The 21,782-nt window shown below is 64.7% G+C and carries 23 protein-coding genes and 1 tRNA gene; 17 read left to right on the plus strand and 7 right to left on the minus strand.

What is annotated here, in order from left to right:
* Positions 1–6 precede the first annotated feature (6 nt).
* The 6 genes from galE (at position 7) to DYZ14_RS18470 (ending at position 6,297) form a co-directional block, all read left to right on the plus strand.
* The gene (gene galE / locus DYZ14_RS18445; protein WP_154722048.1) at positions 7–1,041 is read left to right on the plus strand and encodes a UDP-glucose 4-epimerase GalE; all 1,035 of its coding nucleotides are present in this window, start codon (positions 7–9) and stop codon (positions 1,039–1,041) included.
* 194 nt (positions 1,042–1,235) lie between these two features.
* On the plus strand, positions 1,236–2,006 hold the full coding sequence (gene rfbF, locus DYZ14_RS18450; RefSeq protein ID WP_154722049.1) for a glucose-1-phosphate cytidylyltransferase: 771 nt from the start codon (positions 1,236–1,238) through the stop codon (positions 2,004–2,006).
* A complete protein-coding gene (rfbG, locus tag DYZ14_RS18455; RefSeq protein WP_232365584.1) occupies positions 1,970–3,085 on the plus strand; it encodes a CDP-glucose 4,6-dehydratase in 1,116 nt (371 codons plus the stop codon). Before rfbF ends, rfbG begins: the two co-directional genes overlap by 37 nt.
* Positions 3,082–3,645, plus strand: coding sequence for a dTDP-4-dehydrorhamnose 3,5-epimerase family protein (locus DYZ14_RS18460; protein ID WP_154722050.1), 564 nt, complete (start codon positions 3,082–3,084; stop codon positions 3,643–3,645). The genes rfbG and DYZ14_RS18460 overlap by 4 nt, the downstream gene beginning before the upstream one ends.
* Positions 3,642–4,871, plus strand: coding sequence for a class I SAM-dependent methyltransferase (locus DYZ14_RS18465; protein WP_154722051.1), 1,230 nt, complete (start codon positions 3,642–3,644; stop codon positions 4,869–4,871). Before DYZ14_RS18460 ends, DYZ14_RS18465 begins: the two co-directional genes overlap by 4 nt.
* Positions 4,872–5,019: 148 nt before the next feature.
* Positions 5,020–6,297 carry a glycosyltransferase family 2 protein gene (locus tag DYZ14_RS18470; RefSeq protein ID WP_154722052.1) on the plus strand — a complete coding sequence of 426 codons (1,278 nt, stop codon included), beginning with the start codon at positions 5,020–5,022 and terminating at the stop codon, positions 6,295–6,297.
* 88 nt (positions 6,298–6,385) lie between these two features.
* On the opposite strand, the gene DYZ14_RS18475 is transcribed toward DYZ14_RS18470, so the two are convergent.
* From DYZ14_RS18475 to DYZ14_RS18485, 3 genes are read right to left on the minus strand one after another with little or no spacing between them, the layout of a single operon-like run.
* Positions 6,386–7,198, minus strand: coding sequence for a cephalosporin hydroxylase family protein (locus DYZ14_RS18475; RefSeq protein WP_154722053.1), 813 nt, complete (start codon positions 7,196–7,198; stop codon positions 6,386–6,388).
* Positions 7,199–7,223: 25 nt separating this feature from the next.
* Complete coding sequence (locus DYZ14_RS18480) at positions 7,224–8,318, minus strand: FkbM family methyltransferase (RefSeq protein WP_154722054.1); 1,095 nt, start codon at positions 8,316–8,318, stop codon at positions 7,224–7,226.
* Positions 8,315–9,550 (minus strand): FkbM family methyltransferase, encoded by a 1,236-nt coding sequence (locus tag DYZ14_RS18485; RefSeq protein WP_154722055.1) that lies wholly within the window; start codon positions 9,548–9,550, stop codon positions 8,315–8,317. The genes DYZ14_RS18480 and DYZ14_RS18485 overlap by 4 nt, the downstream gene beginning before the upstream one ends.
* 117 nt (positions 9,551–9,667) lie before the next feature.
* Between DYZ14_RS18485 and DYZ14_RS18490 the strand changes: the two genes are divergently transcribed.
* Genes DYZ14_RS18490 through DYZ14_RS18500 form a run of 3 tightly spaced genes read left to right on the plus strand, consistent with a single transcriptional unit; the run spans position 9,668 to position 12,856 of the window.
* Positions 9,668–10,564, plus strand: a complete 897-nt coding sequence (locus tag DYZ14_RS18490) for an NAD-dependent epimerase/dehydratase family protein (protein WP_154722056.1) — start codon at positions 9,668–9,670, stop codon at positions 10,562–10,564.
* Positions 10,527–11,606, plus strand: coding sequence for a radical SAM protein (locus DYZ14_RS18495; RefSeq protein WP_154722057.1), 1,080 nt, complete (start codon positions 10,527–10,529; stop codon positions 11,604–11,606). The genes DYZ14_RS18490 and DYZ14_RS18495 overlap by 38 nt, the downstream gene beginning before the upstream one ends.
* Positions 11,603–12,856, plus strand: coding sequence for a glycosyltransferase (locus DYZ14_RS18500; RefSeq protein WP_154722058.1), 1,254 nt, complete (start codon positions 11,603–11,605; stop codon positions 12,854–12,856). The genes DYZ14_RS18495 and DYZ14_RS18500 overlap by 4 nt, the downstream gene beginning before the upstream one ends.
* 23 nt (positions 12,857–12,879) lie before the next feature.
* Here DYZ14_RS18500 and DYZ14_RS18505 read toward each other — a convergent pair whose 3' ends face one another.
* The 3 genes from DYZ14_RS18505 to DYZ14_RS18515 form a co-directional block, all read right to left on the minus strand.
* A complete protein-coding gene (locus DYZ14_RS18505; protein ID WP_154722059.1) occupies positions 12,880–14,007 on the minus strand; it encodes a glycosyltransferase family 2 protein in 1,128 nt (375 codons plus the stop codon).
* Between the two features lie 164 nt (positions 14,008–14,171).
* The gene (locus tag DYZ14_RS18510; RefSeq protein ID WP_154722060.1) at positions 14,172–14,510 is read right to left on the minus strand and encodes a beta-lactamase hydrolase domain-containing protein; all 339 of its coding nucleotides are present in this window, start codon (positions 14,508–14,510) and stop codon (positions 14,172–14,174) included.
* 124 nt (positions 14,511–14,634) lie between these two features.
* Positions 14,635–15,459: a DUF6030 family protein gene (locus DYZ14_RS18515; RefSeq protein WP_154722061.1), complete on the minus strand. Its 825-nt coding sequence runs from the start codon at positions 15,457–15,459 to the stop codon at positions 14,635–14,637.
* Between the two features lie 334 nt (positions 15,460–15,793).
* Between DYZ14_RS18515 and DYZ14_RS18520 the strand changes: the two genes are divergently transcribed.
* Entirely contained in the window at positions 15,794–16,486 is a 693-nt protein-coding gene (locus tag DYZ14_RS18520) for an SH3 domain-containing protein (RefSeq protein ID WP_154722062.1), read from the plus strand.
* Between the two features lie 133 nt (positions 16,487–16,619).
* On the opposite strand, the gene DYZ14_RS18525 is transcribed toward DYZ14_RS18520, so the two are convergent.
* Positions 16,620–16,694: transfer RNA gene (locus DYZ14_RS18525), tRNA-Thr, on the minus strand.
* An 84-nt stretch (positions 16,695–16,778) separates the two neighbouring features.
* Here DYZ14_RS18525 and DYZ14_RS24445 point away from each other — a divergent pair.
* The 7 genes from DYZ14_RS24445 to infA all read left to right on the plus strand — a co-directional run bounded on the left by DYZ14_RS24445 (position 16,779) and on the right by infA (position 21,756).
* The gene (locus DYZ14_RS24445) at positions 16,779–17,099 is read left to right on the plus strand and encodes a hypothetical protein (RefSeq protein ID WP_232365585.1); all 321 of its coding nucleotides are present in this window, start codon (positions 16,779–16,781) and stop codon (positions 17,097–17,099) included.
* A 123-nt stretch (positions 17,100–17,222) separates the two neighbouring features.
* Positions 17,223–18,515, plus strand: coding sequence for a UDP-N-acetylglucosamine 1-carboxyvinyltransferase (gene murA, locus DYZ14_RS18535; RefSeq protein ID WP_154722063.1), 1,293 nt, complete (start codon positions 17,223–17,225; stop codon positions 18,513–18,515).
* A gap of 151 nt (positions 18,516–18,666) precedes the next feature.
* Positions 18,667–19,104 (plus strand): DUF2948 family protein, encoded by a 438-nt coding sequence (locus DYZ14_RS18540; RefSeq protein WP_154722064.1) that lies wholly within the window; start codon positions 18,667–18,669, stop codon positions 19,102–19,104.
* 52 nt (positions 19,105–19,156) lie between these two features.
* A complete protein-coding gene (gene hisD, locus DYZ14_RS18545; RefSeq protein WP_154722065.1) occupies positions 19,157–20,455 on the plus strand; it encodes a histidinol dehydrogenase in 1,299 nt (432 codons plus the stop codon).
* 3 nt (positions 20,456–20,458) lie between these two features.
* Positions 20,459–20,932 (plus strand): UPF0262 family protein, encoded by a 474-nt coding sequence (locus tag DYZ14_RS18550; RefSeq protein ID WP_115668487.1) that lies wholly within the window; start codon positions 20,459–20,461, stop codon positions 20,930–20,932.
* 4 nt (positions 20,933–20,936) lie between these two features.
* Positions 20,937–21,416 carry an arsenate-mycothiol transferase ArsC gene (locus DYZ14_RS18555; RefSeq protein ID WP_154722066.1) on the plus strand — a complete coding sequence of 160 codons (480 nt, stop codon included), beginning with the start codon at positions 20,937–20,939 and terminating at the stop codon, positions 21,414–21,416.
* A 121-nt stretch (positions 21,417–21,537) separates the two neighbouring features.
* Complete coding sequence (infA, locus tag DYZ14_RS18560) at positions 21,538–21,756, plus strand: translation initiation factor IF-1 (RefSeq protein WP_004435948.1); 219 nt, start codon at positions 21,538–21,540, stop codon at positions 21,754–21,756.
* Positions 21,757–21,782 lie beyond the last annotated feature (26 nt).

The following is a 21,782-nucleotide window of genomic DNA, read 5'->3' on the forward strand; positions in this document are numbered from 1 at the left end:
ACAAACATGGCGATCTTGGTAACGGGTGGGGCCGGTTATATCGGTAGTCACATGGTCTGGGCGCTGCTGGATGCAGGCGAAGACGTGGTGGTGATCGACCGCCTTTCGACAGGCTTCCGCTGGGCCGTCGCGCCGCAGGCGCGGTTCTACCTCGGCGACATCGGCGATGCGGATCTGCTGCGGCAGGTCTTCTTCGAGAACGAGATCGAGGCGATCATCCATTTCGCCGGTTCGATCGTCGTGCCGGAATCGGTGTCCGATCCGCTTGGCTATTACGAGAACAATACCGGCAACACGCGGGTGCTGGCTTCGGCGGCGGTCGAGGCCGGGATCGACAAGCTGATCTTCTCGTCGACGGCTGCCGTCTATGGCACGCCGGCAAGCGCCGAGCCGGTCAAGGAAACCGCGCCGCTCCTGCCGGAAAATCCCTATGGCCAGTCCAAGCTGATGAGCGAGATCATGCTGCGCGACACCGCCCGCGCCCATGACTTCCGCTATGTGGCACTGCGCTATTTCAACGTGGCCGGCGCCGATCCGAAGGGCCGGACAGGCCAGTCGACCGACCGTGCGACCCATCTGATCAAGGTGGCCTGCGAGGCGGCGCTTGGCAAGCGCCGTTCGGTCGCGGTCTATGGCTCGGACTATCCGACCCCCGACGGCACCGGCGTGCGCGACTATATCCATGTGGCGGATCTGGTTCAGGCGCATCTGCGGGCCCTTGCCTATCTGCGCCGCGGTGAGGCCTCCCTGGTCGCCAATTGCGGCTATGGCTCCGGCTATTCCGTGCTCAACGTGCTGGCCGCGGTTGCCCGCGTCTCCGGCCGCCCGTTTGCCGTCGAATACTGTCCGCGCCGCGCCGGCGATGCCGCCTTCGTCGTCGCCGACTCGACCCTGGCGCGCGAAAAGCTCGCCTGGGTGCCGCGCCTTGCCGACCTCGACTTGATCGTCGAAACGGCACTCGCCTGGGAAGAGCGCCTGGAGCAGGATGCGACCCCCGATATCGGCGCGCTGCGGCGTCGCCTGGCCGCCGGCGGCTTCTGAGCGGACGGCGGCGCCCAGCCGCCGCCGATCCTACCGGCCCTTTCGCCCCTCAAGTTTGACGACAGTTTCGTCGGCTAGCCTCTTCCCACGATGGAATGTTCGTGGGGCGTGGGACGAATCATGGCTTTTGCTGCGGGTTACGATGAGCGGGGCACCGGCACGCCGGTATCCCGTGTGGCGGACGGGCGTTCGCGATGAAGGCCGTCATCCTTGCCGGTGGTCTCGGCTCGCGCATCGCCGAGGAAACCCATCTGAAGCCCAAGCCGATGATCGAGATCGGCGGGCGTCCGATCCTCTGGCACATCATGAAGCTCTATCACGGACACGGCATCCGTGACTTCATCATCTGCTGCGGCTTTCGCGGTTATGTCATCAAGGAATACTTCGCCAATTACGGCCTGCACATGTCGGACATCACCTTCGACCTGGCCGAGAACCGCCTGCAGTTCCATCGCAAGAGCGCCGAGAACTGGCGGGTGACGCTGGTCGACACCGGCGAGAACTCGATGACCGGCGGGCGCCTCCGGCGTGTCGCCGACTATCTCAAGGACGAGGAAGCCTTCTGCTTCACCTATGGCGACGGCCTGTGCGACGTCGACATCGGCGCGACGGTCCGTTTCCACAAGAGCCACGGCCGGCAGGCGACGGTGACGGCGGTTCGCCCGCCCGCCCGCTTCGGTGCGCTGAAGCTCGACGGCGATACGGTCGAGGGTTTCGTCGAAAAGCCCGAGGGCGAGGGCGGCTTCATCAACGGCGGCTTCTTCGTGCTCGACCCGAAATGCATCGACCGCATCGCCGACGATTCGACCAGCTGGGAAGCGGAACCGTTGTCCAGCCTGGCCGAGGACGGCCAGCTCAAGGCCTTCTTCCACACCGGTTTCTGGCAGCCGATGGATACGCTGCGCGACAAGGTCCATCTGGAGAGCCTGTGGAACAGCGGCAACCCGCCGTGGAAGTCGTGGTGAGCATGGCCAATCCCGCATTCTGGAAAGGCAAGCGCGTTCTTCTGACCGGGCATACCGGCTTCAAGGGAAGCTGGCTCACGCTCTGGCTGGCGGAAATGGGTGCCAGGGTGACCGGCCTGTCCTTAGTGCCCGAAACAGAGCCATCGCTGTTCAATCTTCTCAACGGCAAGCCGGCGGCGGCGGAAATCTGCGATTTGCGCGATCGCCATGCGGTGGCGGCCCGCGTCATGCTGGCCAAGCCGGAGATCGTCCTGCATCTCGGCGCCCAGGCACTGGTGCGCGCCGGCTACCGCGATCCGATCGGCACCTATGAGACCAACGTGCAGGGAACCGCCCATCTGCTCGATGCGCTGCGCATCGCCCCCGATGTCCGCTCGATCGTCGTCGTCACTACCGACAAGGTCTACGAGAATCCGGAGACGGCGCTTGCCTTCGTCGAAACCGATCCGCTCGGCGGCCACGATCCCTACAGCGCCAGCAAGGCGGCCGCCGAGATCGTCACCGCCAGCTATCGCGCCTCCTTCTTTGCCGCCCGTGGCATCGGCCTTGCAACGGCCCGCGCCGGCAATGTGATCGGCGGCGGCGACTGGGCGGAGGATCGCCTCATCCCCGACGCCGTCAAGGCCTGGGGCGGCGGCCGATCGCTGATGGTGCGCCGTCCGCAAGCCGTCCGCCCCTGGCAGCATGTGCTGGAGCCGCTCAACGGCTATCTGATGATGGCGGAACGCCTGTGGGACAATCCCCACTTTGCCCCGAGCCTCAATTTCGGCCCCGACCACCAGGCGGCGGAAACGGTGGCGAGCGTGCTCGACAGGGCATCGATGGCCTTTGGCGGCGGAGAGGTCGCTTACGGCGACGGCTCGGAAGGGCCGCACGAGGCCGGCTACCTGATGCTCGATTCCACGCGCGCCCGCGACACGCTCGGCTACAGTCCTATCTGGAACCTCGACGAAACCGTGACGCGCACCATGGCCTGGTATCGGGGGCTTGCGGCGGGCCAATCGGCGGCAGACCTTTGCCTCGCCGACATCGGCGCCTTCGAGGCGGTCCCTGCGCTACCCATGAGGGCCGCCGTATGACCGCGCGCTTCGACGTTGAAACGACCCCGATCGAAGGCCTGCTGATCCTCAAGCGTCGGCGCATCGCCGACGAGCGGGGACATATCTCGCGCCTGTTCTGTGCCGAGGAGCTGGCCGAAATCGGCTGGCGCGGGCCGGTCGCCCAGGTCAACGAGAGCGCCTCGCGCTTTGCCGGTACCGTTCGCGGCATGCACTTCCAGACCCCACCCTTCGGCGAGGTCAAGCTCGTGACCTGCCTTGCCGGCCGCATCCTGGACGTTGCGGTCGACCTGAGACACGGCTCGCCGACTTTTCTCGAACATGTCGCGGTGGAACTCTCGGCCGACAATGCCGGCTCCTTCTTCATCCCCGAGGGATTCGCCCATGGCTTCCAGGCGCTGAGCGACGATGTGCGGATGATCTACGCCCATTCCGCCCCCTATCGCGCCGAGGCGGAGGGGGGCTTGAGCCCGACCGATCCGCGGCTCGCCATCGCCTGGCCCTTGCCTGTCGCGCACCTGTCGCCGCGCGACGCGGGCCATCCGCTACTTGGCGCCGACTACCGAGGACTTGCCGCATGAAGTGTCGCCACTGCCAGTCGCAGGACATGGGTCCCTTCCTCGACCTCGGCACGGCGCCGCCGTCGAATTCCTATGTGCGAAAGGCGGATCTGGGGAAGCCGGAACTCTGGTATCCGCTGGTGATCCGGGTCTGCAACGAATGCCTGCTGGTGCAGACCGAGGACTTCGCATCGCGCGAAACCTTCTTTTCCGAGAGCTACGCTTATTTCAGTTCGTTCTCGACCTCCTGGCTCGGCCATGCCGAAGCCTATGTCGCGGCCATGGCGGAGCGCTTCGGGCTGGATGCCTCATCCCGCGTCGTCGAAATCGCCGCCAATGACGGCTATCTGCTGCAATATGTGAAGGCCCGCGGCATTCCCTGCCTCGGCGTCGAGCCGACCGCGAGCACCGCGGCTGCGGCGCGCGAAAAGGGTATCGAGATCGTCGAGGACTTCTTCGGCGTCGAACTCGCCGCCCGCCTTGCATCCGACGGCTGGGGTGCCGACCTGATGGCGGCCAACAACGTGCTTGCCCATGTGCCCGACATCAACGATTTCGTCGCCGGCTTTGCCCGGCTGCTGAAGCCGGCAGGCGTTGCCACCTTCGAATTTCCCCATCTGCTCAACATGGTCACGGAAGCGCAGTTCGACACCGCCTATCACGAGCACTACTCCTACCTCTCGCTTATCGCCGTCGAGCGGATCTTTGCCGCAAACGGCCTGCGCGTCTTCGATGTCGATACCACGCCCTGGCATGGCGGGAGCCTGAGGGTCTTTGCCGACCGCGCCGATACGGCAGCCCACCCGTTAAGCGAAAGCGTTGCGGCCATGCTTGCCACGGAGACGGCAGCCGGCATGCGCGACGAGGCCTTCTATGCCGGCTTCCAGGCGACCGCCCAGCGCGTGCGCAACGACTTCGTGGAATTCCTGATCGACTGCCAGCGCCAGGGCCTCAAGGTCGCCGCCTATGGGGCGGCGGCCAAGGGCAACACGCTTTTGAACTTTGCCGGCGTGAAGCCGGATCTGCTTTCCTTTGTCGTCGACAAGAACCCGGCCAAGCAGGGAACCTTCCTGCCGGGCAGCCGGATCCCGATCGTCTCCGAGGACGTCCTGAAATCGGAAAAGCCTGAAAGGGTAGTGATACTGCCATGGAATCTTCAGACAGAAATCAAGCGACAGCTTTCGTATATCACCGGCTGGGATGGGAAGTTCGTGACGGCGGTGCCGAACCTGACGGTGCATCCCTAGACGCGCCGCAGCCGAAGCGCGATGCCCCGACGATAGCGGTAGCAACCCCGCCCTTGCGCGGGCCGCTTCGCCCGGAGTGAAAAGCCCGGAGTTGCAAACCCGGCGGTCAACAAGCGGAGCCGCGGAAGCACCCGAAGCGGAGAAGACTATGGCTCGAAACATGCGTCTGTCGATCTGCGTCCCCTCGCGCAATCGCCAATATTACTTCCAGAAGACCATCGAAGGCCTGCTGCGCAGCAAGCGCGACGACCTGGAATTCGTGCTTGTCGACAATTCCGACGATCCGTCGGTGATGAACGACTACATGCGCGCCCATGAAGGCGACCCGCGCATCGTCTACCTGCCGTCCGCCGAGCGCACCCTGCCGATGATCGAGAACTGGGAACGCACGCTCGCCGCCGCGACCGGCGACTGGGTGACCGTGATCGGTGACGACGACTTCATCGATCCGGACGTCATGACGGTGCTGAAGAAGGTGGTTGCGGTCAATCCGGAAACCGAGGCCTTTGCCTGGAGCGTCGTGGCCTATAGCTGGCCTTCGCCGGACCAGAAGAGCACCAGCATACACGTGCCGTTCAATTCCTTCGTTGTGAAGGTGCCGCGCGAACAGCTGTTGAAGCGCATGTTCGGCTGGTATGAGGCGACCACCGTTCCGACCTCGGGCTATTCGATCTACCATTCGGCGGTGTCCCGCGATCTGCTCGACCGGATCCGGCGGAAATACGGCGGACGTTATTTCGAGCATCCGGTCATCGACTACGACATGGCGATGAAGGTGATGGTCGAGGGCAAGCACTTCGCCTTCTGCCAGCGGACCTTTTCCGTCATGGGAAGCTGTCCGGAGAGCAATTCCTATTCGATCGGCAAGCTCGCCGACATCAAGAGGAAGGTCGACATCTTCATGGCCGAGCTCGGCCGCAATTTCGACGACGATCCTCTTTTGAAGGACTTTCCGTTCCAGAGTATATTGGGCGTGACGGCATCGATCGGGATCTGCCAGCAATGGTTCCGCGCCAAGTACAAGCTGACCTATGACGGCTGGGAAAAGAACTTCGCCAGATCGTGCGCCTTCAACACCGAGATGTTCCGCGACGAGGAATCGTTCAACATCGTCCGCGACGGCTACAGGACAGCATTCAAGAACTGGCGCCGGGGAAAGTTCCTCGAACATTTCCAGCCGGTGTTCAAGGATGCGCGCTATGGCCTGCAACTCAGCGGCTCGAATGTGACGGGGACCTTCATCCGCTCCGACATCGCCGGTGTGACGACACCGGTGGAATTGCTCGACGTCATCAACGGCATGATCCGCCCGGCCGATCAGGTCGAGGTACGTCCGGACGGCCTGCGTTTTCCCTGGGAAGAGGAAATGCTGACGCCGGTCGGCGAGAAGCGGCCGATCCAGACGATGCAGAAGCGCGTCGCCTGAAGACAGGCAGCGGGTTTCTTTCCGGATACGACAAGGCCGCGGTCACGACCGCGGCCTTGTCGTTTGTAAACTCCGCAGTTGCGAAGGCTCAGACGCGCTTCAGGAAGCCGTCCGGCGAGGCCGTGATGGTGATCTTGTTCTCGATCGTCTTGTCATAGGCGAATTTCAGCGGCTCGCCGTCGCGTGCCGTGCGGCCTTCGCTCTCCAGCCGCTTCATGTATTCCCACACCGCGGTCTTCGGATTGTCGCCCTTGCCCCAGGGGCGGTCGGCGCACATGTCGGCCGGCAGGTCCTCGACGCCGGTGTCCCAGACGACGCAATAGGAGCCCTTCGAGGTGAGCGGCGCATAGAGCTCGAGTTCGGCGAGCACGTGTTCGTGCGTGTGGTTGGAATCGAGGAAGACCATGACCCGGTCATAACCTTCGGCATGCGCCTTGACCTGGGCAAAGACGTCGTCGGCGACCGAGGAGCCCTGGATGGTGTGGATCTTGTGGGTCAGCGGATGGGCTTCGATCGCGGCGCGATTGTGCGCGCGGATGTCGATGTCGACGCCCACCACCTTGCGGCGGCTGGCCTTCGGATCGAGCACGGTTCCCGCCTGCACGGCGTCGCAATAATCGAGCATGGCCAGCATCGATGCGCTCATCACCAGCGAGCCGCCATGGGCGATGCCGGTCTCGATGACGAGGTCGGGACGGCAGGTCCAGATCAGTTCCTGGATCGCATAGGTATCCTGCGGGACCTGGATGATCGGCCGACCGAGCCAGGTGAAGTTCTGCGCATAACGGTGGCGGATCGATTCCCGCACCCAGATGTTCGACAGGCCGATGAAATCCCGGTCCTCGCCGATTTCCCGGATATTGTTGGCGACGTAGTCGCGGAAGTGTTCGACAGGATCCATGGGTAACTCCTCTTGAATGGCCGCTTCACTCTGCCCAGGCGTAAAGCACGGTTTCCATGAGTTGCGGGGAATGGTGGCGCAGGGCGAACCGGTAGTCCGGCACCAGCGATTTCAGATAGCTCGAGATTTGCGGTATGTCGGACGGATAGTGATAGACGCAGATGGCAAGCTTCGGCCGATAGCGCGCGATCGTCTGAGCCGCCCCCTTGAGCAAGGCCATCTCCATGCCTTCGACATCCGCCTTGATGAATGTGGCCGGTGCGCCGTCCAGGTAGCGGTCGAGCGAGGTCACGCTGACGGCGCCCACGTCCGCGCCCGCGGCCGTGCCGAGTGCCAGGCTCTGCAACTGTCCGCTCTGGCTGGCGCTCGCCATTTGCGCCTCGCCGGCGCCAAGGCCGCTGCGGTTGATGACGATCGCCTCCGGATCGAGCGCCCATTCCTCGACGAGCCGGTCGGTCCTCGTCTTCAGCGCGCGATGCTGGCGCGCACCGGGCTCGAAGGCATGGATCTTGGCGAACACGCCGTAGTGGGTCCAGATGAAGCGCTCGACGCTGTCGCCGACATAGGCGCCGGCATCGATGAAGACCTCCTTCTCCACGCCGCAAAAGCGCGGCAGGCAGAAATACTGGTCCTTCTCGAACACCGCCTCGCAATAGGATTTCTCGCCCGTCAGCATGGCCGCCAGGACGGCGCGCAGCACGTCGCGTGAGCGCGTGTCGTCCAGAAGCTCGTGGACCGCCGCGAAGGCCTCGAAATGCAGCGCGGCGTAGAACGCGTCGAAGGACAGGCCGGGAAAGCCGAGCGTTTCGAGCCTGGCGCTGACCGGGCCGATCGCATGGCGCGCGGTGATGAGCGTCAGTTCAGGAGCTATCTCCCCGATCGCTTCCGGGGCATGGACGGGCAGGTCCTGGAACTGGGAGCCCGCGCGGTCGGGATTGCCGTCGAAGCAGGCGACGAGGTCGAAGCCGTTGTCCTTCAGCCAGGAACAGGCCCAGGCGCCGAGGAAGCCGGTGCCGTAGATCGCCGTTTTCGGACGCTGCGGATTGGGCAACGACAGCGCGAAGGCGCGGATGTCGGCTGAGGTGCGGGCAAGCTGGTCGAGGCTCGGAATGATGGTCATTGCCGTTCTTCCGGTATGGCGTAGACGACGGCGCCGGTGCCGCACCAGCTGTGCAGCCTAAACAGGAAACGGTAGCCGTCGAGATTGTCCATTAGCCAGGCGGGCGTCGCCTGAATGCCGTCCGCATCATGATAGACCGTTGCGGCAATGATCGGGCGATATTTGCGCAAGGTGGCGATCCCGCCCTTGAGAGCGGCGAGTTCACCGCCTTCGAGATGCAGCTTGACGAAGCTTGGGGCAGCGCCAAGCGCGTCGAGCGTCTGGGTCGCGCGCTCGTTCGTTCCGGTGGGCGATATCTGCGAGGCATAGCCGAGGCCTTGGTGGAAGCGGACCGTGCGGCGCTCGCTGTCGAGCAGCGCATCGCGGATGGTGATGCGGTTTCGCTCATCCGGGGCGAAGTCGCCGATCGTTCGCTCGAGCACGGCACGGCTCTCGTCGTCCGGCTCGATGGCGAGAATGAAAGCAAATTTCCCGGCGGTTTCCGCGATGAAGCGCGTGACGACACTGCCGTGATGGGCGCCGGCATCGAGGAAGCGTTCGTCCGGCCGAAGCACTTCGAGGATCGGCGGAATGAAGAAACGGTTGTCGATCGTCACCGGCGCGCCGTCGAAGCTCCATTCCTGCCGAAGGCGTCGCCAGGCGATGAACTGCAGATGGTGCGCGCGCGACAGGTCGTCGTCCCAGACCGAGAGGACCGCACCGATGGACTGGACGTCATCGTCGCAGAAGGGTTCGGCGAACCAGCCGTTCGACAGCGGGTGGCGGTCGCGGAAGCTCTCGGCGATGTCGTAGAAGGGCACGATGTCGCGCCAGCCGGCAGCCGCAAGGGCGGCCTGGAGCGGCACATAGGGGCTGGTGACGATGCTGACCGCGAGCATGGCCCGCCTCTTGGTGTCCATATCGACGGCGTCGGGATGGACGAGCCGGGTGCCGGTCCATTCGCCACTGGCCGCGAGGGCCTCGGCATTGCGGTCGACGACCAGGTCGAAATCCTCGCCCACGGCGCGCAGATGGTCGCGCGCCAGCCGCCCGAGATTGCCGGCCCCATAGAGCGCCAGCGGCTGGCGCGGGATGACAGGTCGCGGCGCGGATGGATCGTCAGCGATGTCGCGGAGAAGGGTAAGCGACGCAGACCGGTCGGGCAGGGAGCCGAAGGCACGGGCGATCACCGCCGGTCGATCCGGCGATGCCGCGACCGGCGTCTGCGCCCCTGTCTGCTTGGCTTCGATCATTTCCGTCCGCAATCCGCCCGGCTCGTCTAAACTGCCATCCCGGATGATTCGAACAACCTGCCGGTCCGCCTGTCTTTAAAGTCATCTATCAGGGCGTGACCTTTCCCGGAGCTTGTCATGACAAGGATCGTGTTGACCGGTGCCACCGGTTTCGTCGGCCGCCAGATTCATCGCCGGCTCGCCGAAGCCGGCCACGACGTCGTTCCGGTGCTCCGCCCCGGCAGCGCGGCGCGCCTGCTGGAGGGCGCCAGGGCCGAGCATGCCATCCTGACGAATGATGTCTTTGCCGAGACCGCCGACTGGTGGGCGGAACGGCTGGAGGGCGCCGATGCGGTCATCCACGCCGCCTGGTATGTCGAGCCGGGCAAATATCTCGATTCCCCGCTCAATCTCGATTGCGTCACGGGGACCCTGGCGCTCGCCCGTGGCGCCACGGAGGCCGGGATTCGTCATTTCATCGGCGTCGGCACCTGCATGGAATATCGCCTGCCGTCGGAGCGGCTGACGATCGACGCCCCGCTCGAGCCGGCGACACTCTATGCCGCGTGTAAACTTTCCGTTTACCATATGCTGACACAGTATTTCGCGAAGACGGACGCGTCCTTCTCCTGGTGCAGGCTTTTCTACCTGTACGGCGAGGGGGAGTATCCGGCCCGTCTCGTGCCTTATATCCGCGAACGGCTTGGTCGCGGCGAAGTCGCAAGACTTTCCGCGGGAACGCAGCTTCGGGACTTTCTCGACGTGCGGCAGGCTGGGGCGATGATCGCCGATGTGGTTGAGACAGGTCAGCCTGGCGCAATCAACATTTGTTCTGGTATCCCGACGACGATACGCCAGTTGGCGGAACGGATCGCCGACGACTACGGCAGGCGCGACCTGCTGGAATTCGGAACGGCCGCGATCCATCCCTCCGATCCGGCCGCTGTCGTCGGCCTATGCAATGCGATCACTCCTACCCGAATGCCGGAGACGCTGAATGAAAGCCCAGTTGAAGCCGCGGATCAATCTCGATGACCGGACCGCTCTCGAGACCGTCATCCCGCTCGAGACGCCCTTCATCGTCTTCATCGATCCGGCCAGCTCCTGCAATTTCAAGTGCACCTTCTGCCCGACCGGCCATCGCCAGCTGATCGCCGACACAGGCCGCTATCAGGGCGCGATGAAATATGACGTCTTCACCAAGGCGATCGACGACCTGGGCGCTTTCGGCAAGCCGATCAAGGTGCTTCGCATGTACAAGGACGGCGAGCCCTTCCTCAACAAGCGCCTCGCCGACATGATCGCTTATGCCAAGAAGAGCGGTTACGTCGACTATATCGACACCACCACCAACGGCACCTTCCTGACGCCGGAGCGCCTCGCGCCGGTGATCGAGGCCGGCCTCGACAAGATCAACATCTCCGTCGACGGCATGACCCGTGAAACCTACCAGGAGTTCACCGGCTTCGACTTCGACTTCGACAAGTTCGTCGAGGGCGTGAAGTGGCTGGACGCCAACAAGGGCGACATGGAAGTGTCGATCAAGATCCCCGGCGAACTCATTACAGAGGCGCAGCGGCAGGAATTCTTCGACACCTTCGGCGATTATTGCGACCGCATCTTCATCGAGAATTTCGCGCCCTGCTGGCCCGAATTCGACGTCGAGGAGCGCTCGGGCATCAAGATCGGTGACGTCGGCATCTATCAGCAGGCACTGAAGCCCACCGATACCTGTCCCTATATCTTCTACGCCATGAGCGTGAACGCCGACGGCCTCGTCTCGTCCTGCTTCCTCGACTGGGGCCGCAAGCTGATCATCGGCGACGTGCGCACCACACCGCTCAGCCAGATCTGGAACTCCGATGCGATGAACGCGCTGCGCCTGCAGCACCTCGAAGGGCGTCGTTGCGAGAACAAGGTCTGCGGCAGCTGCGGCCAGCTGACCCACTGCCTGCCGGACAACATCGACGACCACCGCGAAATGCTGCTCGAGCGGTTCCGCGAGAAGGTGACGATCAACCCGGCCGTCAAGGCGCCGGGCGGTCTCAAGCCGATGGCTCCCATCGCCGCCGAATGAAGATCCTGCACATCACGCCGCATCTCGGCGGCGGTGTCGGAAAGGCCCATGCGGCCATCCAGGGCGCGACCGGCTCGTCTGTCGAGCGCGCCTATTATCTTCTCGAAGAACCCCGCGACCGGCGCTATGCAGACCTGGTCGAGCAGGCGGGAGGCCGCCTCCATCATGCCAGCCAGGGCGTTTCGCTCGCGGACCTGATCGACGACGCCGACATCGTCCAGATCGAATGGTGGAACCATCCGCGCCTCTACCATCTTCTGGCCGCATCAGACCTGCCGCCGATGCGCAGCCTGTTCTGGGCGCATGTGTCAGGGCTTTTCGCGCCATACATTCCGACCGGCCTGTTCGCCGCCGCCGGACGGTTTCTCTTCACCTCTCCCTGTTCGCTGCAGGCGCCGGAGATCGTCGCGCTACCGGACGACGTGCGCGCACGTCTCGGCGTCGTCGGTTCGGGTTTCGGCTTCGAGGATGAACCCGCCGCGGATGCGACACAGGGGGGCGGGACTTCGGCAGCGGTCGCCTATCTCGGCACGGTCGATTTCGTCAAGATGCACCCCGCCTTCTTCGACATCATCGACGCGGTGGACAATCCCGATATTCGCGTCTCGGTGTGGGGCGGTTTCGATCCTCAAGGCGAGCCGGCGGCCCGTACCCGCGCCATGCGCCATCCCGAGCGGGTCCGGCTGGAAGGCCAGACGACGGATCCCCGCGCTGCTCTTCAGGCCGCCGGCATCTTCCTCTATCCGCTCCGCGAGGATCACTACGGCACGGCGGAGAATGCCCTGATCGAGGCGATGTCGCTGGGGCTGGTGCCGGTGGTGCTGGCCAATCCGGCCGAGTGCGCGATCGTCACCGGCGGCGTGGACGGCGTGGTCGCGGTCGACCCGGCGGACATGGCGGCAAGGGTCGGGCGCCTGCTGGCAGAGCCGGAAGAGCGGGCGCGCCTGTCCGGGGCGGCAAAGGCGACGGCGCACGAGCGATATCAGCCGCGCCGTTCCGCGGACCTGCTCGAAGAGCACTATCGCGCCCTGAGGGCTGAGCCGAAGATGAAAACCGATTTTGTCTCACTGCTCGGCGCAGGGCCGGCCGACTGGTTCCTCTCGACCCAGCAACGCGATGGTTCAGGCGGGCAGGCGCGGATGTTCGCCTCCGGCGGCGCCCTGTCGAAGGGCAGCATCGACCATTTCCTCGCGACCTTTCCGGACGATCCCGGACTGCTGGTGCTGTCGGGCGCGACCCCGGTCGGCTGATCGTGGGCCCGCGCTGGCGCGGCTCAATCGTCCTTGATCGGCACGAAATCGGTGATGACGAAGACCGGGGCGAGGATCGATTCCACCACGTCGAAAAACGCCTGGGCCGTCTGCGCATTGCCGATGAAGCGGTCGACCAGCAGCATTTGCGCATGTAGGCCGCGTCTCTTGTCCTCGGGCGGCTCGGGGAAATATTGGGGGCGGAAACGCTCGGCCAGCGCGGAGCCGCCGGGCATGCGGTGGATCGCCTCGAAATAGCCCTGGCCGCGGCGCTCGAAGGCAGCCTCATCATGTTCTCGCATGCAGTCGATGGTGCAGGCCTTGACGAAATCCGCGTTGAAGCCCGCCCAATTGGCGCCCAGTTCGTGCAGGACGCGTGCCTGGACTTCGGCGATGGCGGCCGTCAGGCCGATGCGCGCATCGAAGGGAAAGCCCTCGAGCGCCGAGGGCACCGGCACGGGGCGGAACGGCGTGGCGCTGATGGCGGAGAGCGGGCGGTGGGAGAGCACGAGCCCCTGCGAGAAAACCAGCACGCGGGCCGCCCATTCCCAACGTGGCAGGGGGGTGAGCCAGCTGAGGCGACCGGTGGATGAAAGGATGGTCTCGACGAGCGGGCGCCGTACGGCCCCGTGATAGAGGCCGAAGGGCATGCGCGGCGTATTCTGGCTTCCGGCCCATTGGAAGAAGGCTTCCAGCATCCGGGCCTTGTCGATCTCGGCTATATGGTGGACGATCGGCACGGCGACCGTCGTGGCTATCCGGCGCGGAGCATCGGGATCGATGGCGAACGCATTCCAGCCGAGCGCGTCGGCCTCGGGATGCGTTTCCTCGACATGGGCGAGGAGACGGGGCAGGTCGGCCTGGAGCATGTCCTCCGGTGAGACGAGCGAGACCCAGTCGCCGGTGGCGGCGGCGAGCGTACCGATCCACAGGTTTGCGGCGGAAAGGCCTTCCGGCGCCGGGGGAAGAATCCGCAGGCGGGAATCGGCCGCCGCACGGGCCTCGAGATATGGCCAGGCGCCCTTCGGCGTGCCGCAGGCGGCGACAATCACTTCCACACTGGAGTCGGGTGCCTCGAGAAGCCGGTTGACGAGATGCGTCGGCGCCGGCTGTCCGGGTTCGACGGGAATGCAGACGGATAGTTTCGGCATGCGGCCTCGCAGGAATGCCCCTTACGCGGGACGCTGCGTCAAGGGGCGAAACAGGTACTCGCGGCGCCACGATGTCGAAACGAATCGTCGCGGACCTCGGTTGTCCGTCTCTTAAGCGCCCGAACTGGCGCGAGGCTTAGCTGGGGAAGTGTGGACCGCCGCGCTCAGCCGCCGATCTGTTCGGCCATCTGGTAAAGCCCGGCGCAGCGCGCACCCGACGCGCAGAAGGCGAGGATCGGACCTTCGGTTTCCTTGAGCAGACCGCGCAGCTTGCGCGCCTGCTCCATCGGCACGGCGGAGCCGCCGACCGGCAGATAATAGGCCTTCAGATTGGCGGCCTTGGCCGCGTCCTCGATCGCCTGGAATTTCGGCTGTCCCCATCCTTCGCCGTCCGGCCGCATGCAGATGACCGCCGCATAGCCGGCTTCGGCGACCTTGCCGAGGTCCGCCGGCTTCAGCTGTCCGGTGACGTGATAATTGTGCGTGACGGGGCGGATGTGCATCGATGAGTTCCTTTGTTCGACGGGCGGTTGCGACCTGCAATCGCGACGGGGCGGCCGCTTCGCAAGTGATTTCTCGTCGATACATAATGAGAACTATATATATGTTCAAGCTTTGACGCCGACGTCACGGTATGGACGGCATCGGGGCGGTGGCGATGACATGTGCCAGGAGGAAATCCGGCATCCGGGCAATGACGGAGGGAAGCGCCAGCCATTGGGCAGTGTCGAAATAGGCGCGGCTGCGCTTGACGGCCGGATCCCTGGAGGTCGGCAGGATGATGAGATTATAGCTCCGCGCCGCGGAAAATTCCTGCGTGAAGCGGAAGGACAGGCCGAAGCGCACTGCGGTGAATTCGGTCAGGGCCTCGGCGTTGGCGATGGCGGGGGCGAGATCCAGCCATCGGGCCTGTTCGATCAGTTGCTCGAGCGCCTTGACCAGCAGCCGATGCACGGTCTCGCCGTCCTCGGTCTCCGGCGCGACCAGCTTCATGCGGATCGAGCCGACCTCGCCCTCCGGCGTGCCCTTGGCGATGAAGAAGAAGGAAGCGTTCTGCGCGCCTTCCTCCTTCGCCGGCAGCACCGTCTCCGACAGGCATTCGAACGTCTTGCGGTCGAACTGGCTTTGTTGCCAGCCCTGATTGTCCACGCCGGCGGCCTTGAAGGCGGCACACAGCTCGAAGCCGCTGGCCCGCACCTCCCGCACGAAGGTGCCAAGGGCGGTATCCTCCGGTGCGGCGAAGAAGCGTGCGGGAATGGATATCGGAACCGCCGCCAGCCGCCGTCCCCGCAAAGCCCGCGTCCCGGCGGGCTGGCGCGGCGTCTCAGCAAGCAACCAGTGAAGATCGTAGTGATCAAGCAAGGCACGCAGGTTGCGCCGGTCATTGGCCAGAAGCAGCGTGGCGATGATGGCAAGGGCAAAGGCCACGAGCAGGACCGCGAAGAGAAGCATCGCGCTCCTCCTCGGCGGCGCGGGCTTGGGCGGTGTGCCGCGCAGCCCGCTCGTATCCTTGTCGTCGCCCTTCGGCATGGAGACCTTTATTGCAGTGCGGTTGTGACGTGCTTATGCCACGAATTCGTTGGGGACACGTATACTTATCCTGCAACTTTGTAGCATTGCGCCGAGGCCTGTCGTCACCTTGCGGCGGCAGCGCCGCGGGCAGGGGGAATTCGCGGAAGCGTCCAATTCTGGGCACGCTGTGGGAGTGGCGGTGTCGAAGATTGACGCGGGGCCGGCCGGTTCCTTAGCTGGCCGCATTTCACCCCCGACCGGAGGATGCCCGCCCATGTTGAAGATCGATGCCCGCAAAGGACTGCTTGTCGCCGCCACGCTGCTGGTGGCGCTACCGGTCCACTCCGCCGAGCCGGAGATCTGGACGATGACCACGCCCCAGGGAAGCTGCCGGCTGTCGTTCGAGAAGGATCCGGTCGCGGAAGGGGTGCTCTCGACGCTCTTCCATGACGGTTCGTGCTTCGACTTCGCCAACCCGGTCACCGGCTATTCGATGAACAACGGCGATCACACGATCATCCTCTATTCGACGAAGGACGGCCTGACGATGGTCGGCCGTGCCGACATGGAGGAGCCGGGACATTATGTCGGCGTCATCGGCGACGGCGAGGAACTGACGCTGGTCCAGGAGGGAAGCAAGCCCGCGCCGCGCCCGGTCGCCACGCCCGCGGGCCCTTGCCCGACCTATGTCGACGGCGGCTGCGCCCAGCCGAGCGATGTCGGCTCCCCGGACGTCGCCGGCGGCGTCACCTCGGTCCAGGCGCTTACCCGCATGAACATCCGCGCCATGCCCGACCGCTCGGGCGCCGTGCTCGGCAAGCTCGACAAGGACCAGTGCGTCACCGTCATCGGCTGCGTCGAGCAGAACGGCACCACCATCTGGTGCGAGATCGAGATGGGAACCTATCGCGGCTGGGTGCTGAAACGCGAAGCCGGCAAGATCTATAGCCGCAACGCCTGCGGCTGAGGCGCGGCAATCCACTGATTCGAGAAGAGCATCACGGCTCGGGCATATCGCCCGGGCCGTCTGTTCGTCAGGCGTGCGCGAACGCCCGCCGGGGCGGCTTCAACGATGATTTTCATGCGGAATTGGGAAGGAGTGGTGCTGCTAGAGAGACTCGAACTCTCGACCTCTCCCTTACCAAGGGAGTGCTCTACCACTGAGCTATAGCAGCTTGCGAGGCTCGGCGCGTCTGCGCCGTCTCAAGCGAGCCGCCTATTGCCACAGCTTCGGGGGGGATGCAAGCCGCAAAACGAACTTGCCCGAAGAAATGCGCATCCTGCTGAGAACACTTCCGGACATCGGGGATTTCGGCTATCACCGCCGCATGAACGAAAAGCGCAACGAATTCGGCCAGACGGACCAGGTGGGCGAGGGGACGGACGATTCAGGCATCGGCAATCCCGCCGGGCGCCTGCGTCATGCGGATGTGGCGGCAGCTCAGCGCAAGGCGCGCGCGGCGATGAAGCTGAGGGAGAATCTGATGCGGCGCAAGCAGCAGCAGCGCTCGCGCCGACAAGGCGAGGCTGACGATACCGAAGGCCTGCCTGCCGCAAAATCGCCGGATCGCGATGATTAACCCTTGCTGAACGGGTGAATTGAACCCGTCTTGCTTTTCGTCTAAAGAGCCCACCCGGCCGGGTGGCGGTTTTTTCCACCCTTGATCAGGAAAGGCGGGTCTTTACCCGTAGCGTAGGCTTACATGGATCGTATCAGGATTGTCGGCGGCAACGAGCTCAATGGGGTAATCCCGATCTCCGGCGCCAAGAATGCCGCACTGCCCCTGATGATCGCCTCGCTGCTCACCAGCGACACGCTGACGCTTGAAAACGTGCCTCATCTGGCCGACGTCGAGCTTCTGCTGCGCATCCTCGGCAATCACGGCGTCGACGTCTCGGTCAACGGCCGGCGCGAGCGCCAGGACGAGGGCTATTCGCGCACCATCCATTTCACCTGCCGCACCATCGTCGACACGACCGCACCCTACGAGCTGGTCTCCAAGATGCGCGCCAGCTTCTGGGTCATCGGGCCTCTGCTGGCCCGTGAGGGCAGGGCCCGCGTCTCGCTGCCGGGCGGCTGCGCCATCGGCACGCGTCCGGTCGACCTCTTCATCGAGGGCCTGACCGCGCTCGGCGCGACGATGGAAATCGACGGCGGTTATATCAATGCCACGGCGCCCAAGGGCGGCCTGATCGGCGGCACTTATACCTTCCCCAAGGTTTCGGTTGGCGCGACCCATGTCATGCTGATGGCGGCCTCGCTGGCGCGAGGCACGACGGTCATCAACAATGCGGCGCGCGAACCGGAAGTGGTCGACCTTGCCAACTGCCTGAACGCCATGGGTGCGAAGATATCCGGCGCCGGCACCTCCACCATCACCATCGAGGGCGTGCACAGCCTGTCGGGCGCCCGCCACCGCGTCCTGCCGGATCGCATCGAGACCGGCACCTATGCCATGGCGGTCGCCATGACCGGCGGCGACGTGACGCTGGAGGGCACCGATTTTGCCCTGCTCGACACCGCGCTGGAAGCCGTTCGCCGCGCCGGCGCCGAGATCACCGTGACGCCGTCGGGCCTGCGCGTCGTCGGCCACGGCAACGCCATTCGCCCGGTCGACGTGGTGACCGAGCCCTATCCCGGTTTCCCGACCGATCTCCAGGCCCAGTTCATGGGCCTGATGACGCGCGCGAACGGCGTTTCCCACGTCACCGAGACGATCTTCGAAAATCGCTTCATGCATGTGCAGGAACTCGCCCGGCTGGGCGCGCGCATCACGCTGTCGGGTCAGACGGCGCGGATCGAGGGCGTGAGCCGCCTGCGCGGTGCGCCGGTCATGGCGACCGACCTGCGCGCCTCGGTGTCGCTGGTGATCGCCGGTCTTGCCGCCGAAGGCGAGACCACCGTGTCGCGCGTCTATCATCTCGATCGCGGTTTCGAGCGGCTGGAAGAGAAGCTGACGCGCTGCGGCGCTGTGGTCGAACGCATCACCGACTGAGTTTCCTGGCGGCTTGAGGGCCTGCGACCGGTTGCCTCTTGCATTGCAGCGACCTATGTCGAAAGGATGATGCGTGATCGGTGCGGGGCGGGCCTCAGCCTCTTCTCCTGCCGGTCGCGCGTGATCTGCTGGCCAATCGGACAATGATGACATGACAAGCCTGAAGCTCCTCGCTCTCGACACCGACGACCTCGCGGTCGTGTCCGCCCACATGCAGGACGCAGTATTCAAGGTCTCTGACATCACTTTCCAGGCGCGGCCGGGCCTGTTGGCCCTTGCCGTCAACCGCTTCGTCTGGGAAGGGGCCGGCAAGAAGCGCAAGAGCTACGAGCGCCGCCGTGCCATGCTGTCTTTCAAGCGCGTGAGCGCGGTCCGCTCGATCGGTTTCGATCGCCGCAAGGGCGATGACGTGCTCTCGCTGCTTGCCATCCGTTTTCGCGTCGAGGGCGAGGGGCCGGAAGGCGTCATCGAACTCGTCCTTTCGGGCGGCGGCATGATCGCGCTCGATGTCGAATGTATAGAAGCACAGCTTGCAGATACCGGCGGAGCATGGGAAACCAGCCTCAAGCCCGCTCATCCGGGCAATTGACCGGCTCGGCCGGCAAAGTGCGTGAAGGCGGGGCAGGAAGGATATAGGGGACGTGGCGATCTGGTTGGATCAGGCAGCGGAAGGTTTTGGCGAGACGTTTGCCGCCTTCCTGACGACGAAGCGCGAAGTGTCGGACGACGTCAATGACGTGGTGAAGGCGATCATCGCCGACGTCCGCGCACGCGGCGACGCGGCGCTCGCCGATTATTCGCTGCGTTTCGACGGTATTGATTTTTCAGACGTGCCGATGCGCGTCACGTCCGCCGAAATCGACGAAGCGGCGGCCAAGGTCGCGCCCGAGGTGATGGATGCCCTGCGGCTTGCCGCCGAACGCATCGAAAAGCACCATGCCCGTCAGATGCCGAAGGACGATATCTACGAGGATGCGCTTGGCGTCGGTCTTGGCTCGCGCTGGACGGCGATCGAGGCGGTCGGTCTCTATGTGCCGGGCGGCACGGCGAGCTATCCGAGTTCGGTGCTGATGAATGCCGTGCCGGCCAGGGTCGCCGGGGTGGAGCGCATCGTCATGGTCGTTCCCGCCTCCGGCGGCGTGATCAATCCGACGGTTCTGGCGGCCGCCAAGATCGCCGGGGTCGAGGAAATCTACCGGATCGGTGGCGCCCAGGCGGTGGCGGCCCTCGCCTACGGCACGGAAACGATCGCACCGGTCGCCAAGATCGTCGGTCCCGGCAATGCCTATGTCGCAGCGGCCAAGCGCCATGTCTTCGGCACGGTCGGCATCGACATGATCGCCGGGCCGTCGGAAGTGCTGGTGATTGCCGACGCCAACAACAATCCCGACTGGCTGGCCGCCGACCTCTTGGCCCAGGCCGAGCATGACGCGGGCGCCCAGTCGATCCTGATCACCGACAATGCCGAGCTGGGCCACGCGGTCATGGCTGCCGTCGAGCGGCAGTTGAAATCGCTCAGTCGCTCCGAGACGGCGGCTGCCAGCTGGCGCGATTTCGGCGCCGTCATCCTGGTCAAGTCGCTCGCCGATGCCATCCCGCTCGCCAACCGCATTGCCGCCGAGCATCTGGAGCTTGCCGTCGATGATCCCGATGCACTGATGGCCGGCGTGCGCAATGCCGGCGCTATCTTCGTCGGGCGCCACACGCCCGAAGTGATCGGCGACTATGTCGGCGGCTCCAACCATGTGCTGCCCACCGCGCGTTCGGCGCGCTTCTCCTCCGGTCTCTCGGTGCTCGATTTCGTCAAGCGCACCTCTATCCTGAGGCTCGGACCCGACCAGCTGCGGGCACTTGCGCCGGCGGCGATCGCGCTGGCGCAGAGCGAGGGGCTCGATGCCCATGCGCGCTCCGTCGCCATCCGGTTGAACCTCGAAGGCTGACCGATGGCGAAGGGCGACTTCCGGCTCTGCGATGTTGTGCTGGACGAGACGATCGGCCGCTCGACGCCGGACGTCGAGCACGAGCGCGCCGTCGCCATCTTCGACCTGATCGAGGAAAACACCTTCGAACCGGTCGGCCATGCGGGCGGCCCCTACAAGCTTCTGCTGTCGCTGGTCGACAGCAAGCTGGTCTTCTCGATCAGGACCGAGAGCGACGAGGCTGTCGCCACGCATATCCTGTCGCTGACGCCCTTTCGCCGGATCATCAAGGACTACTTCATGATCTGCGAGAGCTATTACGAGGCGATCCGCTCCTCGACGCCGTCGCAGATCGAGGCAATCGACATGGGACGACGCGGCATCCACAATGAGGGGTCGCAGACGCTGATGGATCGGCTGTCGGGCAAGATCAAGCTCGATTTCGACACGGCCCGCCGGCTCTTCACCCTGGTCTGCGTCCTCTATTGGCGCGGGTAGCCTGATGGCCGCGGGCGAGGATCTAGACACCCATGGGCGTCTGCCGGGGGCGATCCTGTTCGTCTGCGGCATGAACGCGATCCGCTCGCCGATGGCCGAAGCGATTGCCCGAACGATCTTGCCGGCCGGCACCTATCTGGCCTCCGCCGGGGTCAGGGCCGGCGAGCGCGATCCCTTCGTCGATGCGGTGCTCGACGAGATCGGCCTGACGCTCGGCAGGCGCCAGCCGCAGACGCTGGACGAGCTCGAGGACGACTATTTCGACATGGTTGTGACGCTGGCGCCGGAGGCGCATCATGCGGCGCTGGAACTGACCCGCTCCTCGGCCGTCGAGGTGGTCTACTGGCCGATGCCCGATCCGACGGTTGCGACCGGCACGCGCGAGCAGATCCTCGGCGCCTATCGCGAGGTGCGCGACCGGCTGAAACGGCTGATCGAGGAGCGCCTCGCCTCCCGTGAAAGCCCCTCGCAGGCGGGCGTTTGAAACAAATTTGAAAAGCCCGATCTACAAGGTTCACAAAACCGCAGTGATTGTGTAGTTTCCGCCCACATTTTCGGGCCCCCGACCGGCGTCCCGACCAAACCTCAAGAAAGACAAGCGTTCAATGGCTAAAGAAGAAGTCCTCGAATTTCCCGGCGTCGTCACCGAATTGCTGCCCAATGCGACGTTCCGGGTGAAGCTGGAAAACGAGCACGAGATCATCGCCCACACCGCGGGCCGCATGCGCAAGAACCGCATCCGCGTGCTCGCCGGCGACAAGGTCCTGGTGGAGATGACCCCCTACGACCTGACCAAGGGCCGCATCACCTATCGATTCAAGTAGTCGCCGGCTGCCGGGGAAGGCTGCGA

It is taken from the genome of Ciceribacter sp. T2.26MG-112.2 (assembly GCF_900492205.1).
In the GTDB taxonomy this organism is placed as follows: domain Bacteria; phylum Pseudomonadota; class Alphaproteobacteria; order Rhizobiales; family Rhizobiaceae; genus Allorhizobium; species Allorhizobium naphthalenivorans_A.